A 19,703-nucleotide genomic window follows, 5' to 3' on the forward strand; every position below is an offset into this window, starting at 1 on the left:
AGGGCGTGAATGACAATTGGAGTTAAGCATATGCGTAAGTTTGTGGTCGCAACCCTTCTGGCCGGAACCGCGGTCGCCACACCTGCTCTGGCCCAGGACGTCGGCCCGACCTTCACCGGCCCGCGCGTCGAAGCGATTTTGGGCTATGACCATGTCGGCGCGGGCAGCGATGTCGATAATAATAATGGTCGCGACGACCAGTCGATCGACGGACTGCTCTACGGTGTGGGCGCTGGCTACGACATTAATCTGGGCAGCGCGGTCGTGGGCGTCGAAGGTGAATATACCGACTCGACTGCCAAGAGCGATCGTTACGACCTGACCGACCAGTTCGGTTTCGGCCGGGTGAGCCAGGGCCGTGACCTCTATATCGGTGCGCGCGCCGGTATCCTCGCCAGCCCCAATACGCTGGTCTATGTGAAAGGCGGCTACACCAACACCAAGCTCAACGTACTGGCGGGCGATACCGACGAAACGACCGACACCGCGTTCAAGCTCGATGGCTGGCGCATCGGTGGCGGCGTGGAGCGCGCCATCAACCAGAACACCTTTGCCAAGCTGGAATATCGCTACTCCAAATATGACAGCGCCCATATCGACTATATGGACGGCGCCACCAGCAGCGAATTCGACATCGACACTGACCGGCATCAGGTCGTGGCCAGCGTCGGCTGGCGCTTCTAAAAGCAGGGCGGGGCGGGAGAAATCCTGCCCCGTTTCTCGTTACAGGATGAAACGTCCAACGGGTTATCGTGAACGCATTATACCCTACAGCGTCGCTTCAATCTCGCGCGCGGCGAGATCGGGATTTTCCGCCAGGCTGATCGGCCGCCCGACGACCAGGATGGATGCGCCGCGATCCAGCGCCTGTCGCGGCGTCACGGCGCGCTTCTGGTCGCCCATCGCGCCGCCCGCCGGGCGCACGCCCGGCACGACGAAAAAGCCGTCGGGCCAATGTTTCTTGACCATCGCCACTTCCTCGCCGGAACAGACGATGCCGTCCAGCCCGGCATTTTGCGCCAGGTCCGCCAATCGCCGCACCTGATCCTCCGCCTTGCCGCCTACGCCGATGTCGAGCAGGTCGGCATCGTCCAGGCTGGTGAGCACCGTAACCGCCACCACCTTGGTCTTGATGCCCGCCGCGGCCTTCGCATCCTCCAGCATCGCCCGTCCGCCTGCGGCATGGACGGTCAGGATCGCCGGTTCCAGCATGTGCAATGCCTGCACCGCCTTGGCCACTGTATTGGGAATATCGTGCAGCTTCAGATCCAGAAAGATCGGCAGCCCGAACTTCATCATCTCATGCACGCCGTGATGACCATTGGCGCAGAAAAATTCGAGACCCAGTTTCAGCCCGCCGACATGATGACGCACCTGCTGCGCCAGATTTTGCGCCTTGCCGAGGTCCGGCGTGTCGATCGCGACATAGAGGGGGCTGCTCATACGGGTCCTGTAGGATTGAGAGGGGAAAGGGACGGAGAGGGGACGTCCGCGTCCAGAGGCGGGGTGACGACCGCAGGCGGCGTGGCGGCGGCGGTGACGGCCAGCGCGCGTTCCGCGCTGTCCAGCCGACGCTTCAACCGCCAGCGCGTCGCGCGGGCCATGATCCAGAAGGGCAGCGCGCCCAGCAGAAATGCACCGATCAGCAAGACCGGCAACTTGGTTTCCATCACCATGTCGCCCCACAGGCGGACGGTCACGGGCACATAATTCGCCATGCAGAAAAAGGCCAGGGCGACCGCGATTACGACCCAGAAGGCAGTCCGCAAAAATTGCATCGGCATGTCCTCTTGCTGCTCAACAGGGGCAGCTTAGGCGATCCCGTCACATTTCGGAAGCGTCTCATCCTATTTGTCGATGCGGATCGTCATCGACAATTGGGTGGCGTCACCCGGCGCCAGCACGGTCATGCCGTCCGTCCGATTGATCGCGTCGGGACAGTGGCTCACTGGTTCGATACAGAAATCGGCTGAATTGGGCGGACGATAGACATGCAGCCAATCCGCGCCGCTCGCTGTCACGACGATGCGCAGGCCATCGCCGCGCGCAATGATCGCGTGTCCGTCCCATCCGCCATAGACATTGTCGATCAGCGTGTCGCCCATCACCCTGGCCCCGCGCGACCAGTCGCCCAGCGTGTCGGCGGCGACTTCCCGGTCCGGCAGCATGTCGGGGGTCGAAAGCCACAGGCTGTTCGCTGCGAAGCGCAGCCGCGTCCCGGCGTCGGCCAGGAAATAAGGGTGGAATCCCAGCCCGGCCGGCATCGGCGCATCGCCGATATTGGTCAGCGTCAGGCGCATGTCGATCGCGTCGGGGCGCAGCGCCACATGCTGCTCGGCGCGATAGGGCCATGGCCATGCCGCGCCGCGCGCATGATCCTGAGCCAGCCGCACCGCATCCGCACCCTGATCGGCGACGGTCCAGGCCGCCTGCCAGCCAGTGCCATGGATGCTGTGCGGATGATCGCCGAAATTGCGCGGCAACTGATAGTCGCGCCCGTCAAAGCTGAACTGCCCATTCGCTATCCGGTTGGCATAGGGAATGAGCGGAAAGCTCGCCATGCCCAGGGGATCATGGCAGTCCCCCGGCGCGGGGCGCAGCACATCCTCGCCCCCGTGGCGCAGCCATAGCAGCGATCCGCCCGCAGCGGGGGAAAGCGCCGCTTCCAGCGCCCCCGCCCGCAATACAAGCGGCCCGTCGCTCAACCAACCATCTCCTCAAGCTCGCGACCCTTGGTCTCCTGCACCATCTTGCGCACGAAGAAGTAGGAGATCGCGGCGAACAGCGCATAGCCGCTATAGGGCATGACCAGCCCCGGCGATACAGCCAGCGCGGGAAAGCTGACCGATATGGCCGCATTGGCGATCCATTGGGCAAAGCCCGCGACCGCCAGACCCGATCCGCGAATCTGGTTGGGGAACATCTCGCCCAGCATCACCCACATGATCGGCCCCCAGCTCATGTTGAAGAAGATCACATAGAGATTTGCCGAGATCAGGGCGATCAGGCCATTATGCCCCGGCAGCGTGACCCCGCCGTCCGCGCCGGTGATGGCGGTGGAAAAGGCATAGGCGACGATCGCCAGCGTCACCGCCATCCCCGCCGATCCGATCAGCAGCAGCGGCTTGCGCCCGATCCGGTCGATCAGCAACATCGACCCCAGGCAAGCGCCGATCGAAAGTACGCCAGACAATATATTGATCTGCAACGCATTATCTTCCGAAAAGCCGACGGCTTCCCACAGTGTCGCGCCATAATAAAAGACGACGTTGATGCCGACCAGCTGCTGGAACACGGCCAGGCCAATGCCGGTCCACACGATCGGGCGGATCTTGCCGCTGCTTTTTTCAATGAGGTCGGACAATTTGGGCCGATGATGGTCGGCGGCCAGGCTGTCGCGAATCTCCACCACCTTGCGCGCCGCTTCCTGCGCGCCGAACAGGCGGGTCAATACCGCCAGCGCCTCGTCCTCGCGCCCGCGCGCCACCAGATAGCGGGGGCTTTCAGGGATGAACAACAGGGCGAGCAAATAGATCGCCGCCGGAATAGCCTGTAGCCAGAACATCCAGCGCCACGCCGGGAAATCGAGCCAGAGCGGGGCGGTCGATCCGCCGGCATGGCGCGCCAGCACGAAATTGGCGACGAAGGCGCCGGTCAGGCCGGAAATGATCATGACCTGCTGGACGCTCGACAGCCGCCCGCGCACGGCAGCCGGGGTGACTTCGGAAATATAGACCGGCGAAATCACGCTCGCCGCGCCGACGCCCAGTCCGCCGATGATCCGCGCAAGGATGAAGATGGCGGAAGAACCGGCGGCCCCGGCCATCAGCGCGCTGAGCAGAAACAAGATCGCCGCCAGCATCATGACGCCGCGCCGCCCGATCATGTCGGCCATACGTCCCGCGCCAAAGGCACCGATTGACGACCCGACCAGAATTGCGCCGACATTGATGCCAATGCCCAGCTTGCCCAGGTCAAAGGCGCTTTCCAGCCCCTTCTGCGTGCCGTTGATGACCCCGCTGTCATAACCGAACATGAAACCGCCGATCGTCGCCACCGCAACGATCGCCGCGATAAAGGCCATGTTGACCTTCTGCGCGCTGCCCTCACTCATCCTCTCGCGTCCTTCCCATCTTTATCTCGTTGCAACATGCCCCGGCCATCCGACCGTTACTGATAGCGCTAACAACATCGTCATTGCTTGGAAGTCAAGGGGCAGGTTGGACAAGGATGGTGGCACAGGCGGATTGCGACGGATAGTTGTCATGTAGCCGCCTTTCATCTTTTCCCCGCCGCCGCTTTGCGGCATAGCTGTCGCTGTCATGAGCAAAACCGAAAAGACTGCGCCGGACACCGACGCTCCATCCGCCACCCCCGTGCAACCCGTTGACGACAAGCGCGACCTTGCCAGCGCGGCACGCAAATCCGCTGGCAAAGTCGCCTGGACCGGCGCGGCTGTCGGCATCGGCTCGGCCGCGATCGTCGCGGCATTGCTGTACGCGCGGAAACGCAGCTAGAACAGATCCTGGTCACGCAAAAAGGGCGGCATGGTCTTCACCATACCGCCCATTTGTTGCGACCCTTACGGGCTCTTCTTCTCCGTCCTTCGCGACGGGGAGGATCTTTGCGTCTGTTTAACCGGCGCCGCCGCTCAGATAGGCGACCAGTTCCGGCTTGCTGATCGACACGCTCTTGTCAGTGTCCGCCGTGGTGAATGCGCCGCTGGCCCATGCTGTGACCTGCTCGGCAGGCAAGCTTTTGCCGGTTGCCTTCATTTCCTGATCCTTCAGGGCAACCATCCATTTGGAAAATTCCGCCTGGTCGAGTTGGCCGTCGCTATTGGCGTCATAGGCCGGAAATTCGGTGTCGACGATCGATGCGACTGCATTGCTGGGATTGGCTGGCGTTGCGGGAGTCGCTGGCGTTTCGGCCTGCGGCATGCCCGCCTGCGGATCGCCCGGCATGGCCGGCTGGGCAGGCGTCGCGGGCATCGCGCCCTGTGATGGCATCGTCTCCTGCGCGATGGCGGGGGCGGCGATAGCAAGGGCGCTCGTGATTAGAAGCGTGCGGATCATGGCAATCTCCTCGGTTACTTGGCCGTCACAGAATAAAACAATCTGTCCGGCATTGAATGACGAGGGGATAATGACCCAAAAGCGGGTAATGTTCCTGAACATCCGTTCATGTCTAACGGCTTGTCTTGGGAATATACTCGATTCGACTGTCTTTGCTGTTCCAATTGCGATCAGCCGAAGCGTTTAACTCGATTTTCTTTGTCGCAACCGGCGCGATTTGCCCCGGCGCAAGGACGCTGCTAGGCGCGCGGCACCTTTCCCTTCCTATGCAGGATTCGCCCATGGTCCCTCGCTACGCCCGCCCCGCAATGACCGCTCTCTGGGAACCGGAAGCCCGCTTCAAAATCTGGTTCGAGATTGAAGCGCACGCGACCGAGAAGCTGGGCGAACTGGGCGTCGTGCCGCCATCGGCGGCCAAGGCGCTGTGGGACTGGTGGGCGACCAACCCGGTAATCGACGTCGCGGCGATCGACGCGATCGAGGCGGTGACCAAGCATGACGTCATCGCCTTTCTGACCTGGGTTGCCGAACAGGTGGGCGATGAAGCCCGCTTCATGCATCAGGGCATGACCAGCTCCGACGTGCTCGACACCTGCCTGGCGGTGCAACTGGCGCGCGCGTCCGACATCCTCATCGAGGATCTCGACAAGCTGCTCGACGTGATCAAGCGCCGGGCGTTTGAGCATAAGCTGACCCCGACCATTGGCCGCAGCCACGGCATCCATGCCGAGCCGGTGACCTTTGGCCTGAAAATGGCGGAAGCCTATGCCGAATTCACCCGCTGCAAGGCGCGCCTGATCGCCGCGCGCGCCGAAGTCGCGACCTGCGCCATTTCCGGTGCGGTCGGCACCTTCGCCAATATCGACCCCGCGGTTGAAGAGCATGTTGCGGCCAAACTGGGCCTCTCCGTCGAGCCGGTCTCGACCCAGGTGATCCCGCGTGATCGCCACGCCATGTTCTTCGCGACACTGGGCGTCATCGCCAGTTCGATCGAGCGCCTTGCTGTCGAGGTTCGCCATCTCCAGCGCACCGAAGTGCTGGAGGCGGAGGAATATTTCTCGCCCGGCCAGAAGGGTTCGTCGGCCATGCCACACAAGCGCAATCCGGTGCTGACTGAAAATCTGACCGGCCTGGCCCGCGTCGTGCGCGCCGCCGTCGTGCCGGCGCTGGAAAATGTCGCGCTGTGGCACGAACGTGACATCAGCCATTCGTCGGTCGAGCGCTTCTTCGGTCCGGACGCGACCATCACGCTCGACTTCGCGCTGGGTCGCCTGACGGGCGTGATCGACAAGCTGCTGGTCTATCCTGAGCGGATGATGAAGAATCTCGACAAGATGGGCGGGCTTGTCCATTCGCAGCGCGTGCTGCTGGCCCTCACCCAGGCGGGCGTCAGCCGCGAGGACAGCTATCGCTATGTCCAGCGCAACGCGATGAAGGTCTGGGAATCAGACGGCCAACTCTCGCTGCTCGAACTGCTCAAGGCCGACGCTGACGTCACCGCCGCGCTGCCGGTTGCCGAGATCGAGGACAAGTTCAACCTCGACTATCATTTCAAGCAGGTCGACACCATTTTCCGCCGGGTGTTCGGCGAAGCGTAACTATCGAACAGTCGTTCGTTTCGCGCGAAGGCGAGAAACACAAGGCGCCGTGCCGGATGTTTCTCGACTTCGCGCGAAACGAACCGATGGTGCTAACGCCCGACTACCCTTGGCCGCACCCGCGGCGGAGCGTCCGATTGGCGCCGGATCAACTGATGATCCAGCACGAGATGCGCGGGCATGTCTTCATCCTGCGCGCGCCGTGCGCGTAACATCTTGACCAGCAACTCCACCGCCGCGCGCGACATCGCGCTGATGGGCTGGCGGATCGTCGTCAGTTCAGGCCAGATCGTGGTCGCCAGCGAGGTGTCGTCAAAGCCGCATACGGTCAGATCGCCCGGCACGTCCAGCCCGCCCCGGTGGGCGATCGCCACGGTTGCGGCCGCCATATCGTCATTGCTGGCAAAGATGGCCGTCGGCGCATCGGGCAGCGCCAATATATGTTCGGCGGCGTCCAGCCCGGATCGGTAAGTGAAATAGCCCTGGGCGATATAATCATTCTGGACGGCGATGCCTGCTTCGTCCAGCGCATCGACATAGCCTTCCAGCCGCCGGATGCTGGCGCTCTGATTGGGATGGCCCTTGATGAAGCCGATGCGGCTGTGCCCCAGCGAGACGAGGTGGCGGGTCATTTCATAGGCGGCCTGCCGATCGTCGATCCGCACCGCCGCCAGTTCGCCATCCGATCGCCCGGTGGCGACGGCGACGGCGGGAATATTGGCCGCGACCAGGGCATGCGCCATGTCCTGAAGGTCGCAGAGCGGGGGCGGCAGGATCACCCCATCGATTCGCCCGCGCAGCAGATGGTCGATCACTGCCTTGATGGAGGTTTGCTCATCCCATTTCTCGACCACCAGATGCACGCCGCTACCGCTCGCCTGCTCCAGGCTGCCGACCAGAAATTCGCTCAGATAGGATGAGGACGGGTTGCTGTAGAGCAGACCGATCCGCATCTCCTCGCCACCGGCCAGGCTGCGCGCCGCTGCGCTCGGCGCGTAATTCAGGGCGGCAATCGCTACGTCCACCTTGGCGCGGGTTGCCGGGCGGACGGCCTTTTCCCCGTTGATGACGCGTGAGACCGTCATCGGAGACACCCCGGCCTCGCGGGCCACGTCATTGATCGTTGGCGCATTGCGCTGGCGGCGGGATGCTCTGCTGTCACTCAACGGATTGGGCCTTGTCATGCTAAATGTTTTACGGCGAGGTTCGTAGCGCAATCTGGCGTTCATCGCGAAGCGCAAAATGACACGCCACAATAGACATGAATTGGCCCAGCATCCGGCGCTATCGCGCGCCAGTTGTTCATGCTGCGCTGCACGATTGACAAGCCTGCTGCACATGCTCCAATGGTACCGCTATCATTTATTCATCACCGCGCGGCGGCATCACTCGGATCGCACCGCCGGAAGCGTCGCAGCAGGACCGTTCCATGGCAAAGAACATTAAGGCCAAGCATTTCGTCACCTGTGACCGCCGCGATGGCGGTGCCGTCATGGCGAACGAGTGATAGCGACGCTGAACAGAGTTTTCCTCTCCTGCCGGGGGAGGGAAAGCGCGCCATTGGCGCGGAAGGGTGGGGGCGGTCTGCACGCCGGCCCTCACCCTTCCCATGGCCGGTCGAGCGCGCGTGACGCTCAAACATAATCGGTACCCCCGCCTTCGTCGGAAGGACGAATGATTTTCCCTGGAGCGTCTGCATGACCGATATCCCAAAGCCATCGGGTAAAATACGCTGGATCGTTTGTGCCCTGCTGTTCGCGGCGGTCGTGCTCTCCTATATCGATCGCCTCGTCCTGCCGACGCTCAAGCCGGATCTTCAGCAACGTTATGGCTGGACGGAGCGCGGCTATGCCGACCTCGCCATCTGGTTTCAGGCCGGTTACGGCATCGCCTATGTTCTTTTCGGCCGACTGATCGACAGGATCGGCGCGCGCGCGGGCTATGCGGTGGCGGTGACGCTGTGGACGATCGGCCATGTCGCCCATATCTTCTTCACCTCGACCGCGGGCATGCTGATCGCCCGCATCCCGCTCGCGCTGGGCGAAGCGGGTACCTTTCCCGCCGCGATCGCCGCAACCAATGAATGGTTCCCAAAAAAGGAACGGGCGCTCGCCATCGGTATCTTCAATGCCGGGTCCAATGTCGGCGCGATCCTGACTCCGTTGATCGTGCCGGTTATCGCCGTCACCATGGGCTGGCGCTGGGCCTTCATCCTCACCGGCCTGCTGAGCGTGGTCTGGCTGGCCGCCTGGCTCGGTTTCTACCGCCGCCCGCGCGAGAAAAAGAGCCTGAGCGCGCAGGAACTGGCCTGGATCGAAACCGACCCTGTCGAAGAACAACGCCCCGTCAAATGGACCGCGCTGTTTCGACTGCGTCAGACATGGGCCTATATGCTGGGCCGCTTCCTGATTGACCCGGTCTGGTGGACCTTCCTCTTCTGGTTGCCGGACTTCTTCAACAAGCAATATGGCGTCAAGATGCTGGATTTCGGCCCGCCGCTGGTCGCGGTCTATCTGCTGGCCGATGTCGGGTCGGTCGCTGGCGGCTGGGCATCCTCGCGCTTCATGGGGCGCGGCTGGAGTGTCAACCGCGCGCGCAAGAGCGCGATGTTTCTGGCGGCCCTGTGCGCCGTGCCGATCGCCTTTGCGACCCACGCGCCCAACATGTGGGTGGCGGTCGGCCTGATCGGGCTGGCCTGCGCCGGGCATCAGGGCTTTTCCGCCAATCTCTACGCATTGCCGGGCGATGTGTTTCCGCGCTGGATGGCCGGATCGGTCATCGGCCTTGGCGGGCTGGCGGGGGCCATCGGCGGCATGATGATGGCGAAATTTGCCGGAACGATCCTGGAAAATATCGGCAGCTACGGACCGATCTTCGCCGTCGCATCCTGTGCCTATCTCGTCGCGCTATGCGCCATCCACCTTGTCATTCCGCGTTATCAGGTCGTCACCACCGCTGGCATAGGCCGCGTCGAAGGAGCATGATTCTTGCCTAAGCCTCTCATTCTGCATCCCGATCGTCTGTTCCCGGCCGAACCGCGCACCCGCGACATCGCCCGCGCGCTGTATGCCAGCGTCAGGGATCTGCCCATCGTCTCGCCCCACGGCCACACCGATCCGCGCTGGTTCGCCTATGACGAGCCATTCGCCAACCCGGCGGAGTTGCTGATCGTCCCTGACCATTATGTGTTCCGCATGCTGTTCAGCCAGGGCGTCAGGCTGGACGAACTGGGCGTTCCCACCGTCGATGGCAGCGCAACCGCCAGCGATCCGCGCGCCATCTGGCGCATCTTTGCCGCCAACTATCATCTTTTCCGGGGCACGCCGTCGCGCATGTGGCTCGACTGGGTCTTTGCCGAGGCGTTCGGCATCGACGTCCGGCTGGAGGTGGAGACGGCCGATCATTATTACGACCTGATCGACGCCGCGCTCAAAACCCCGCAATTCCGCCCGCGCGCGCTGTTCGATCGCTATAATATCGAAGTCATCGCCACCACCGAAGGCCCGCTCGACCCGCTCGACCATCACCGCGCGATCCGCGCCAGCGGTTGGGGCGGCAAGGTCGTCACCGCCTATCGTCCCGATCCGGTGCTGGACCCCGACGATCCCAAGTTCATCGCCAATGTCCAGCGCTTCTGCGCCATGGCGGGCGAGGATGCGGGCAGCTATGCTGGCTATCTGTGCGCCCATGAAAAGCGCCGCGCAGATTTTCGCGCGGCGGGCGCGACCTCGACCGACCATGGCCATCCGTGCGCCTTTACCGCCAACCTGCCCCGCGCGGAGATTGAGGCGCTCTATGCCAAGGTCACCACCGGCCCGGTCAGCGCGGCGGCGGCGGAACTGTTCCGCGGCCATATGCTCACCGAAATGGCGCGCATGTCGATTGAGGACGGCATGGTGATGCAGTTGCACCCCGGCGTACACCGCAACCATAATGCCGCCGTGCTGGCGCGCTTTGGCAAGGACAAGGGCGCCGACATCCCGACCGCAGGGGAATTTGTCACCGCGTTGAAGCCCTTGCTCGACCTTTATGGCACCGACCCGCGCCTGACCCTCATTCTCTTCACCCTCGACGAAGATGTCTATTCGCGTGAACTGGCGCCGCTGGCCGGCCATTATCCCGCGCTCAAACTTGGCCCGCCATGGTGGTTCCATGACAGCCCGGAAGGGATGCGCCGCTTTCGCGAGCGCGCGACGGAGACAGCCGGTTTCTACAACACGGTCGGCTTTAACGATGATACCCGCGCCTTCCTGTCGATCCCGGCGCGCCATGACGTCGCCCGCCGCATGGATTGCGGCTGGCTGGCGCAACTGGTGGTCGAACATCGCATGGAGGAGGATGAAGCGTTCGATGTCGCCCGCGCGCTCGCCTATGACCTCGTCAAGCAGGCCTACAAGCTGTGACCCGCCTGTCGAGTCAGATGCTCGCGGTACTTCCCGCCGACGTCATTCGCCCAAAGTATGACCGTAGCCAGGTCAAGCCGGGAGTCGTCCATCTGGGCATCGGCGCGTTTCACCGCGCACATCAGGCGGTGCTGTTTGACGACGCCCTGAACGCAGGCGACCTGCGCTGGGGCATCACCGCCGCCTCTCTGCGTTCGCCTGCCGTGCGCAACCAGATGGTGCCGCAGGACGGCCTTTATACCATGCTGGTGCGCGATGGCGGATCGGAACAGGCGCGCATCGTCGGTGCGGTGCAGGACGTCATCGTCGCGCCCAGGGCGCCGCAGACGCTCATCGCCGCCATGGCAGCGCCCGACACCCATATCGTTACGCTCACCATCACGGAAAAAGGCTATAAGCTTGACCCTGCCACCGGCGCGCTGATCGAGGATGACGCGCAACTTGCCGCCGACCTCCTGTCGCTGGAACAGCCGCAGACTGCGCCCGGCTATATCGTCGCGGCGCTGGCGCGGCGCAAAGCGGCGGGACTGCCTCCCTTCACCGCGATCAGTTGCGACAATCTTCCCCATAACGGCACCCGCCTGCGTAATGCCGTACTGGCGCTCGCCCGTCGTCACGACGCCGCTCTGGCGGAATGGATCGCGGCGGAAGGCGCTTTCCCCGAAACCATGGTCGATCGTATCGTCCCTGCGACCACGCCCGACGACATAGCCGCCCTGACCATGCGTCTGGGCGTTGAGGATCAGGCCATGGTCAAGACCGAACCGTTCATCCAATGGGTGATCGAGGATGACTTCTGCGGCCCGCGTCCGGACTTTGGTGCGGGTGTTCAGATAACCGCCGCCGTCGCCCCGTGGGAAGAAGCCAAGCTCCGCCTGCTCAACGGCGCGCACAGCGGCATCGCCTATCTGGGTGGCCTTGCCGCGATCGACTATGTCCATGACGTCCTCGCCCTGCCCGAAGCCCGCATCTTCGTCGAAACGCTATGGGACGAGGCAGAAACGACCCTTTCGCCCCCGGCGGAACTTGACGTGGCGGCCTATCGCCGCGAGCTGATGGCCCGCTTCGACAATCCAACCCTGCGCCACCGTACGCACCAGATCGCGATGGACGGATCGCAGAAACTGCCCCAGCGCCTGCTTGCCACCATCGCCGCGCGGATCGAGGCGGGGCAGGGGATCGACGCCCTGTCGCTGGCGGTCGCCGCCTGGATTCGCTGGCAGGTGGGCCATGACGATCTGGGCAATCTGCATGTCGTGGACGATCCGCTGGCCGTGCCGATCGCCGCCATGCTGGGCGCGGCAGCGACGACGCAGGATCGGGTCGCCGCCATCCTCGCCTTCGACGCGGTCGTGCCGCCTGCTCTGGGCGCAAATCCGCTGTTCCGCGATATACTGGTCCGCTGGCTGACCATTTTGGAAACCTATGGCGCGCGCGCCGCGCTGGAGACTTTTCGTCCCAATTGACGCTGGCTATTTCCGCCTGCCCCCGGCCTCCAGCACTGTTTCCATCGCCACGAAGGTCGATGTGCTGGCGACATGGGGCAGGCTGGAAATCTTCTCTCCCAGCACGGTGCGATAGCGGCGGATGTCCGCCGTCCGCACCTTGAGCAGATAGTCGAAGCTGCTGGCGATCATATGGCATTCCTCGACTTCGGGAATGCGCCGCACCGCATCGTTGAACTCGGTCAGCGCGCTTTCGCGCGTGTCGGACAGCTTGACCTCGGCAAAGGCGACATGGTCCATCCCCAGCTTGGCCGGATCGACCATCGCCCGGAACCCCCGGATCACGCCGCTTTCCTGCAATCGCCGCAGTCGTACCTGGCAGGGCGTCTTGGACAGCCCGACCGCCATGGCAAGGTCGGTCACGGTCATCCGGCCATCCTCCACCAGCGCGGCGATGATCCGGCGATCGAAATCATCCAGATCGACTATTTGTGGCGGTTTACCCATTCATATTGCCTGACATAGTTCAATCATAGGTCATATCGATCATAAATGCGCCATTGAAAAGGCGGATTGACCGCATGAAATGCGATAGTCTGCACGCCATGACTGCTCAGCCACCTTTCGCCACCTTTGCCCCTGCCATCCGCGCGCAATCTCCGCTGCGGCAGGCGATCACCGCCGCCTATCGCCGGGACGAGGCAGAGGCGCTTGCGCCGCTGATCGCCGCTGCGACCCTTCCCGATGCGACCCGCGTCGCCGCCCGCGAAACCGCCCGCACGCTCGTCACCGCGCTGCGCGCCAATCACAAGGGGAGCGGGGTCGAAGGGCTGGTGCAGGAATATGCGCTCTCCAGTCAGGAAGGGGTCGCGCTAATGTGCCTGGCTGAAGCTCTGCTGCGTATTCCCGATGCCGCGACCCGCGACGCGCTGATCCGCGACAAGATCGCCGATGGCGACTGGGGATCGCATCTGGGCACCGACAGGTCGCTGTTCGTCAACGCCGCCACCTGGGGTCTGGTGGTCACCGGCAAGCTGGTCGGCAGCGTCGATGATCGCGGGCTGGGCGCGGCGCTGGCCCGCCTGCTCAACCGCGCGGGCGAGCCGGTGATCCGGCGCGGCGTGGACCTCGCCATGCGGATGATGGGGGAACAATTCGTCACGGGCGAAACCATCAAGGAAGCGCTCAAACGCGCCAAGATCATGGAGGCCAAGGGGTTCGCCTACAGCTACGACATGCTGGGCGAAGCGGCGACCACCGCGGCCGATGCCGCGCGCTACTATGCCGATTATGAACGGGCGATCCACGCCATCGGAAAGGCGTCGGGCGGACGCGGCATCTATGCCGGGCCGGGCATCTCGATCAAGCTGTCCGCCCTCCATCCCCGCTATGCCCGCGCGCAGGCGGACCGGGTCATGGCCGAATTGCTGCCGCGCGTGCAGCAACTCGCCGCGATCGCGAAGGGCTATAATATCGGCTTCAACATCGACGCGGAGGAGGCCGACCGGCTGGAGCTTTCGCTCGACCTGCTCGAAAGCTTGGCGCTTCATCCCGCGCTCACCGACTGGAACGGCCTTGGCTTTGTCGTACAGGGCTATGGCAAGCGCTGCCCGTTCGTCATCGACTGGATCGTCGACCTCGCGCGCCGCGCCGACCGCCGGATCATGGTGCGGCTGGTGAAGGGCGCCTATTGGGACGCGGAAATCAAGCGTGCGCAGGTCGATGGCCTCGCCGACTTCCCGGTCTACACCCGCAAGCTGCATACCGACATCGCCTATATCGCCTGCGCCCGCAAACTGCTCGCCGCGCCCGATGCGGTGTTCCCGCAATTCGCCACCCATAATGCCCAGACGCTCGCCACCATCTACCAGATGGCAGGCCCGGATTTCAGCATCGGCAGCTATGAATTCCAGTGCCTCCACGGCATGGGCGAACCGCTTTACGAACAGGTGGTCGGGCCGACCAGGTTGAACCGCCCCTGCCGCATCTATGCGCCGGTCGGCACGCATGAGACATTGCTCGCCTATCTCGTCCGCCGCCTGCTCGAAAATGGCGCGAACAGCAGCTTCGTCAATCGCATCGCCGATCCCGCCGTCTCGGTCGAGGAGATGATCGCCGACCCGGTCGACATGGTCAAAGCCATGCCAAAACCCGGCGCGCATCATGATCTCATCGCGCTTCCCGCTGCCATCTATCCCGACCGCCGCAATGCGGATGGGCTGGACCTTAGCGACGAAACCACGCTCGCCAGCCTGACCGAGGCGCTCCAGCACAGCGCCACGCTCGACTGGAGCGCCGCGCCCGCTGGCGGGGCTGGGGTAGCGCGCTCGGTCCGCAACCCCGCCGACCATCGCGACATTGTCGGCGCCGTTATCGACGCCACGGCGCAGGAGGCTCAGGCCGCCGCCATCCGCGCCGCCGCGTCCGCATGGCCCACCACGCCCGTCGCCGATCGCGCCGCCGCGCTGGAACGGGCGGCGGACGCCATGCAGGAACGGATGCCCATCCTGCTCGGCCTCATCGTGCGCGAAGCGGGCAAGTCCATCCCCAACGCCATCGCCGAAGTGCGCGAGGCGATCGACTTTCTGCGCTATTACGCGCAGCAGGCCCGCGCCCGCCTTGGCGCGGAACAGACGCCGCTGGGCGTCGTCACCTGCATCAGCCCGTGGAATTTCCCGCTGGCCATCTTCACTGGGCAGGTCGCCGCCGCGCTGGTCGCTGGCAACGCCGTGCTGGCCAAGCCTGCCGAAGAAACGCCGCTGATCGCCGCTGAAGCGGTGCGCCTGCTCCATGAAGCGGGCGTGCCGACCGACGCGCTCCATCTGGTCCCCGGCGACGGCAGCATCGGCGCCGCGCTGGTCGCCGCGCCGCAGACCGCCGCCGTCATGTTCACCGGCTCCACCGATGTCGCCCGCCTGATCCAGCGCCAGCTCGCCACCCGCCTGTCGCCCACCGGCCATCCCATACCGCTGATCGCCGAAACCGGCGGCCAGAATGCGATGATCGTGGACAGCAGCGCGCTGGCCGAACAGGTGGTGGCCGACGTCATTGCATCCGCCTTCGACAGTGCGGGCCAGCGCTGCTCGGCCCTGCGTGTCCTGTGCCTGCAAGAGGAAGTGGCCGACCGCACCCTCACCATGTTGAAGGGGGCGCTGGCCGAATTGCGCATTGGCCGCACCGACGCGCTGCGGGTGGACATAGGCCCGGTCATCACCGCGGAAGCCCGCGACGGCATCACATCGCATATCGACGCCATGCGCGCACTGGGCCGCAAGGTCGAGCAACAAGCGCTCCCGCCCGAAACCGCGCACGGCACCTTCGTCGCGCCGACCATCATCGAAATCGACAGTATGGCCGATCTCGATCGGGAGATTTTCGGTCCCGTCCTCCACGTCCTGCGGTTCAGGCGCGACCGGATCGATGCGCTGGTCGATGCGATCAACGCCACCGGCTATGGCCTGACATTCGGCCTGCATACGCGGCTGGACGAAACCATCGCGCGGGTCACGAGCCGCGTGAAGGTCGGCAATATCTATGTGAACCGCAACGTCATCGGCGCGATCGTCGGGGTTCAGCCCTTTGGCGGATGCGGCCTGTCGGGCACCGGGCCAAAGGCGGGCGGCCCGCTCTATCTTGGCCGCCTCGTCACCATGCCCCCGGTCAGCGCCACGCGGGTTACGCCGCTCATCTCCCCGCTCAACAGCTTTGCGGACTGGCTCGACGCGCAAGGTGAGGGCGAGGCCGCCACCCAGGTCCGCCGCATTGGCGACAGGTCCGCGCTGGGGCTGGAACTGACGCTGCCCGGCCCTGTGGGGGAACGCAATCTCTACAGTCTCCACCCGCGCGGCACGATGCTGCTGCGCCCCACGACCCGTGCGGGCCTGTTCCGGCAGATGGCCGCGATCCTCGCTACCGGCAATGATGCGCTGGTGCAGGGCATGGCGCTGCCCCCCGGCCTGCCAGCCGATGTCGCCGCGCGCTTCGCCAAACCCGCCGACACGCCCGTCGCCGCTGTGCTGGTCGACGGTGAGCCGGACATAGTCTCCGCCATGGTGCAGGCCGTCGCCGACTGGCCGGGCCGCATCGTCCCGGTCCATGCGCCGGGGCCGGATGGCTATTGCCTCGACTGGCTGATGGAGGAAGTGTCGACCTCCATCAACACGACGGCCGCGGGTGGCAATGCAAGCCTGATGATGATCGGCTGAGCAGGCCGATCATCATGTCGGCTTCACTGTCTCACTCGTCGATATTGCGCCGGAAGGTTTCGGGCAGGAACAGCAAGCCGACGACAACGGTGGCCGCCGCGATCAGCACCGGGTACCAGAGGCCATAATAGATATTGCCCGTCGCCGCGACCATCGCGAACGCGGTCGTGGGCAGGAACCCGCCGAACCAGCCATTGCCGATATGATAGGGCAGCGACATCGACGTATAGCGAATGCGGCTGGGGAATAGTTCGACCAGCATCGCGGCGATCGGCCCGTAAACCATCGTCACCAGCATCGCCAGCGCCCACAAAATCGCGACCACCGCTACCTTGTCGATCCGCGCATTGTCCGCCTTTTCGGGATAGCCGGCCTGCGCCAGCCCGGCTTTTAGCGCATCCTGAAATGCCGCGATTGCCGCCGTCTTGTCGGGTCCGACCAGGGTCGCCGCATCGGGCGCGGTGAAGCTGACGCTGCCCACCTTCACCACGGCGGGACTGCCCGCTGCCGCTTCGACATTGGCGTAGCTCACCCCGCTCTTGGCCATATAGGCTTTGGCAACGTCGCAGCTTGTCTGGTCAAACCGGTTCTTGCCGACCGGATCGAACTGGAAGGAACATTCGCCACCATGGGCGACGATCGTCACGGGGGCGGACGCCTGCGCCGCCGCCAGTGCCGGATTAGCAGCAGTGGTCAGCGCAGCGAACAGCGGAAAATAGCTGATCGCCGCCAGCGCGCAGCCACCCAGGATGATCGGCTTGCGCCCGATCTTGTCACTGAGCCAGCCGAAAAAGATGAAGAAGGGCGTCGCCAGTGCCAGCGCGATCGCGATCAGGATGTTCGCCGTGGCCCCATCCATCCGCATCGTCTTTTCCAGAAAGAAGAGCGCATAAAATTGCCCGGTGTACCAGACCACCGCCTGACCCATCACCGCGCCCAGCAGCGCGATGATCACCCAGCGCAGATTGCCCCATTGCCCGAACGCCTCGGTCAGCGGCGCCTTCGACGTCGTGCCTTCGTCCTTCATCTTTTGAAAGACCGGGCTTTCGTTGAGTTGCAGCCGTATCCACATCGACACGCCCAGCAGCAGGATGGAAATGAGGAAGGGCAGCCTCCAGCCCCAGGCGGCAAAGGCGTCCTCGCCCAGCGCGAAGCGAAAGCCGATCACGACCAGCAGCGCAGCGAACAGGCCAAAGGTCGCCGTCGTCTGAATCCAGCTCGTGTAAAGGCCGCGCTTATTTTCCGGCGCATGTTCGGCCACATAGGTCGCGGCCCCGCCATATTCGCCGCCCAGCGCCAGCCCCTGCGCCAACCGCATGACCAGCAGGATGATCGGTGCGGCCATGCCGATGCTCGCATAGCTTGGCAGCAGGCCGACCGCGAAGGTCGACAGGCCCATAATGCCCATCGTCACCAGAAATGTATTCTTGCGCCCGACCATGTCGCCGATCCGCCCGAACACGATCGCCCCGAACGGTCGCACCGCAAAGCCCGCCGCGAAGGCCGCGAGCGCGAAGATGAAGCCGGTCGTTTCGTTCACGCCGGAGAAGAATTGCGCCGAAATATAGGTGGCCAGCAGCCCGTAGAGATAGAAATCATACCATTCGAACACCGTCCCCAGCGAGGAGGCGGCGATGACCAGTTTCTCATTCTGGGTTGCGCCATGATGCTTGGGCAGGTCGCCCTCAATGTCGGTCACCATGACCCATTTCTCCCCAATGTTACCGTTATCATTCCTGCATGGCAGCAGTCGGGACGAAAATCCAGTGGCCAGATGCCATTGTCCGGCGTGCTTCGGAATGATCGTACCATCAACGGCCGCATGATGGCGCGGTACGCATGGTCGATGTTGCAATCCGCTACGGACGGTTGCTGTGGCGCGTCAGTGCCGCACCATCGTAACGGCACCATTGGCGGCATAGGCGGCGGTCGCCTCTGCCTGCGCCGTCTGGGGGTCTTTGCCGTCAAGGATCGCGGCGATCTGGCGGGGGCTGGGGACGCGGTCATAGACGCCATAAAGGTCGGTCTGCCCGACCATATGGATCGACAGCTTATATCCCTTGCCCGCCGCCGCCGGATCGAAGGCCAGCACCGTGCCGCTGTCATCCACCGGCACGATGATTGCGCCGTCGCTGCGCCCGGCCTGTTGAAGCATGTCATAGCTGCCATCAGCCGTGGTCACCGATCCGCGCACGCACAGAATGTCCTTGCCATCGCGCGGAATGCGGACTTCCTGCGGGATCGTGGTTGGCGTCGCTGCATCCTTGGTCAACTGCGCGTCGCGCATGTCGGCGGCAGGGCAAGCGTCAAAGCGCGCTGGCCCGGTTCTGTGCAACGAAGCGGGATCGTCCAGCGCCAGTCCGGCCAGTATGCCGTCCAGCCCGGCCAGCACATCGGCGCGGCGTTCCGTCGGCCCGGTGACGCGGATTTTGACGATCCAGCGCCCGGCATGGACAAAGCCCGCTGCCGTCGTCAATTCGCCGTCGGCGGCATCGTCATAGACGGCGCGGATCGCGCTGTCCGCCTTGCCCGCCACTGGCGCGCTGGCATAGGCGGTGCGGCGCGTGCGCGATCCGAACCGCTCCATGATCGCCTTGTCGGTCATGTAGGCGGCCAGGGATGCGTCGGCATAGGTCGGCAGATAGACGTACAGCGTCGCCTGGATCGCGCCGTCGTCGGACAGGAATTGCGCATAATTGTCGACCGCGCGTCCGCCATTGGACGCCTCGCCGCTCTTCGTCAGGGACAGGCCGCCGATCGTCTGGGGCAGGCTGATCCCCGCTGTCGTGGCGCGGATCGCGGTTTCGGTTGGCATCCATGCTTCCGCGTCATCCGCCGCGCGCGCCAGCGAGGGCACGGCCAGGCAAAGGGCGGCTGAAACCATGATGAGGGCGCGCTTGGGCATCGGCATCCTTCTCCAGATCCAGACCGTCTTGGCGCGGCCTTGAATGTGAAGGAAAGGCTACAGGCAAAGCGC

At 64.1% G+C, this 19,703-nt stretch carries 16 protein-coding genes; 7 read left to right on the plus strand and 9 right to left on the minus strand.

The features are described from left to right. Window positions 1–30: 30 nt before the first annotated feature. Window positions 31–684 carry an outer membrane protein gene (locus FE851_RS05250; protein WP_017184708.1) on the plus strand — a complete coding sequence of 218 codons (654 nt, stop codon included), beginning with the start codon at window positions 31–33 and terminating at the stop codon, window positions 682–684. An 84-nt stretch (window positions 685–768) separates the two neighbouring features. Here FE851_RS05250 and pyrF read toward each other — a convergent pair whose 3' ends face one another. From pyrF to FE851_RS05270, 4 genes are all read right to left on the minus strand, one after another. After that, complete coding sequence (gene pyrF / locus FE851_RS05255) at window positions 769–1,443, minus strand: orotidine-5'-phosphate decarboxylase (protein WP_017184707.1); 675 nt, start codon at window positions 1,441–1,443, stop codon at window positions 769–771. After that, window positions 1,440–1,778, minus strand: a complete 339-nt coding sequence (locus FE851_RS05260; RefSeq protein ID WP_165418733.1) for a lipopolysaccharide assembly protein LapA domain-containing protein — start codon at window positions 1,776–1,778, stop codon at window positions 1,440–1,442. Before FE851_RS05260 ends, pyrF begins: the two co-directional genes overlap by 4 nt. Window positions 1,779–1,847: 69 nt before the next feature. Beyond that, on the minus strand, window positions 1,848–2,705 hold the full coding sequence (locus tag FE851_RS05265; protein ID WP_145200481.1) for an aldose 1-epimerase: 858 nt from the start codon (window positions 2,703–2,705) through the stop codon (window positions 1,848–1,850). Continuing rightward, the gene (locus FE851_RS05270; protein ID WP_145200484.1) at window positions 2,702–4,114 is read right to left on the minus strand and encodes a sugar porter family MFS transporter; all 1,413 of its coding nucleotides are present in this window, start codon (window positions 4,112–4,114) and stop codon (window positions 2,702–2,704) included. Before FE851_RS05270 ends, FE851_RS05265 begins: the two co-directional genes overlap by 4 nt. Window positions 4,115–4,322: 208 nt before the next feature. Here FE851_RS05270 and FE851_RS05275 point away from each other — a divergent pair, with 208 nt between their 5' ends. Then, on the plus strand, window positions 4,323–4,517 hold the full coding sequence (locus FE851_RS05275) for a hypothetical protein (RefSeq protein WP_019052590.1): 195 nt from the start codon (window positions 4,323–4,325) through the stop codon (window positions 4,515–4,517). A gap of 117 nt (window positions 4,518–4,634) precedes the next feature. Here the strand turns inward: FE851_RS05275 and FE851_RS05280 are convergent, their stop codons facing one another. Then, window positions 4,635–5,075: an EF-hand domain-containing protein gene (locus FE851_RS05280; protein ID WP_145200487.1), complete on the minus strand. Its 441-nt coding sequence runs from the start codon at window positions 5,073–5,075 to the stop codon at window positions 4,635–4,637. Between the two features lie 281 nt (window positions 5,076–5,356). On the opposite strand from FE851_RS05280, the gene purB reads away from it, so the two are divergent. Beyond that, on the plus strand, window positions 5,357–6,673 hold the full coding sequence (gene purB, locus FE851_RS05285; RefSeq protein WP_130752636.1) for an adenylosuccinate lyase: 1,317 nt from the start codon (window positions 5,357–5,359) through the stop codon (window positions 6,671–6,673). 92 nt (window positions 6,674–6,765) lie between these two features. Here purB and FE851_RS05290 read toward each other — a convergent pair whose 3' ends face one another. Beyond that, window positions 6,766–7,857 (minus strand): LacI family DNA-binding transcriptional regulator, encoded by a 1,092-nt coding sequence (locus tag FE851_RS05290; RefSeq protein WP_043145434.1) that lies wholly within the window; start codon window positions 7,855–7,857, stop codon window positions 6,766–6,768. A gap of 513 nt (window positions 7,858–8,370) precedes the next feature. On the opposite strand from FE851_RS05290, the gene FE851_RS05295 reads away from it, so the two are divergent. From FE851_RS05295 to FE851_RS05305, 3 genes are read left to right on the plus strand one after another with little or no spacing between them, the layout of a single operon-like run. Beyond that, window positions 8,371–9,657: an MFS transporter gene (locus FE851_RS05295; RefSeq protein WP_107125037.1), complete on the plus strand. Its 1,287-nt coding sequence runs from the start codon at window positions 8,371–8,373 to the stop codon at window positions 9,655–9,657. Window positions 9,658–9,660: 3 nt separating this feature from the next. After that, on the plus strand, window positions 9,661–11,076 hold the full coding sequence (gene uxaC, locus FE851_RS05300) for a glucuronate isomerase (RefSeq protein WP_145200490.1): 1,416 nt from the start codon (window positions 9,661–9,663) through the stop codon (window positions 11,074–11,076). After that, window positions 11,073–12,542 (plus strand): mannitol dehydrogenase family protein, encoded by a 1,470-nt coding sequence (locus tag FE851_RS05305; RefSeq protein WP_145200493.1) that lies wholly within the window; start codon window positions 11,073–11,075, stop codon window positions 12,540–12,542. The genes uxaC and FE851_RS05305 overlap by 4 nt, the downstream gene beginning before the upstream one ends. Before the next feature lie 6 nt (window positions 12,543–12,548). Here the strand turns inward: FE851_RS05305 and FE851_RS05310 are convergent, their stop codons facing one another. Continuing rightward, on the minus strand, window positions 12,549–13,028 hold the full coding sequence (locus tag FE851_RS05310) for an Lrp/AsnC family transcriptional regulator (protein ID WP_019052583.1): 480 nt from the start codon (window positions 13,026–13,028) through the stop codon (window positions 12,549–12,551). A 98-nt stretch (window positions 13,029–13,126) separates the two neighbouring features. On the opposite strand from FE851_RS05310, the gene putA reads away from it, so the two are divergent. Continuing rightward, window positions 13,127–16,726 carry a trifunctional transcriptional regulator/proline dehydrogenase/L-glutamate gamma-semialdehyde dehydrogenase gene (gene putA, locus FE851_RS05315; RefSeq protein WP_145204141.1) on the plus strand — a complete coding sequence of 1,200 codons (3,600 nt, stop codon included), beginning with the start codon at window positions 13,127–13,129 and terminating at the stop codon, window positions 16,724–16,726. 31 nt (window positions 16,727–16,757) lie between these two features. On the opposite strand, the gene FE851_RS05320 is transcribed toward putA, so the two are convergent. Together FE851_RS05320 and FE851_RS05325 are read right to left on the minus strand one after the other, a co-directional pair. Further along, window positions 16,758–18,428, minus strand: coding sequence for an MFS transporter (locus FE851_RS05320; protein WP_145200496.1), 1,671 nt, complete (start codon window positions 18,426–18,428; stop codon window positions 16,758–16,760). Between the two features lie 180 nt (window positions 18,429–18,608). Then, window positions 18,609–19,631 carry a hypothetical protein gene (locus FE851_RS05325; RefSeq protein WP_145200499.1) on the minus strand — a complete coding sequence of 341 codons (1,023 nt, stop codon included), beginning with the start codon at window positions 19,629–19,631 and terminating at the stop codon, window positions 18,609–18,611. Window positions 19,632–19,703: the final 72 nt, after the last annotated feature.

The sequence above is a fragment of the Sphingobium sp. B2 genome, from assembly GCF_007693735.1.
Classification (GTDB): domain Bacteria; phylum Pseudomonadota; class Alphaproteobacteria; order Sphingomonadales; family Sphingomonadaceae; genus Sphingobium; species Sphingobium xenophagum.

Bases quoted from the DNA above. Each gene is read 5' to 3' on its own strand.
- FE851_RS05250 (WP_017184708.1), top strand. From the start codon at position 31: ATGCGTAAGTTTGTGGTCGCAACCCTTCTGGCCGGAACCGCGGTCGCC.
- FE851_RS05270 (WP_145200484.1), bottom strand. From the start codon at position 4,114: ATGAGTGAGGGCAGCGCGCAGAAGGTCAACATGGCCTTTATCGCGGCG.
- FE851_RS05280 (WP_145200487.1), bottom strand. From the start codon at position 5,075: ATGATCCGCACGCTTCTAATCACGAGCGCCCTTGCTATCGCCGCCCCC.
- FE851_RS05290 (WP_043145434.1), bottom strand. From the start codon at position 7,857: ATGACAAGGCCCAATCCGTTGAGTGACAGCAGAGCATCCCGCCGCCAG.
- pyrF (WP_017184707.1), bottom strand. From the start codon at position 1,443: ATGAGCAGCCCCCTCTATGTCGCGATCGACACGCCGGACCTCGGCAAG.
- FE851_RS05320 (WP_145200496.1), bottom strand. From the start codon at position 18,428: ATGGTGACCGACATTGAGGGCGACCTGCCCAAGCATCATGGCGCAACC.
- FE851_RS05325 (WP_145200499.1), bottom strand. From the start codon at position 19,631: ATGCCCAAGCGCGCCCTCATCATGGTTTCAGCCGCCCTTTGCCTGGCC.
- purB (WP_130752636.1), top strand. From the start codon at position 5,357: ATGGTCCCTCGCTACGCCCGCCCCGCAATGACCGCTCTCTGGGAACCG.
- putA (WP_145204141.1), top strand. From the start codon at position 13,127: ATGACTGCTCAGCCACCTTTCGCCACCTTTGCCCCTGCCATCCGCGCG.
- FE851_RS05310 (WP_019052583.1), bottom strand. From the start codon at position 13,028: ATGGGTAAACCGCCACAAATAGTCGATCTGGATGATTTCGATCGCCGG.
- FE851_RS05275 (WP_019052590.1), top strand. From the start codon at position 4,323: ATGAGCAAAACCGAAAAGACTGCGCCGGACACCGACGCTCCATCCGCC.
- FE851_RS05295 (WP_107125037.1), top strand. From the start codon at position 8,371: ATGACCGATATCCCAAAGCCATCGGGTAAAATACGCTGGATCGTTTGT.
- FE851_RS05260 (WP_165418733.1), bottom strand. From the start codon at position 1,778: ATGCAATTTTTGCGGACTGCCTTCTGGGTCGTAATCGCGGTCGCCCTG.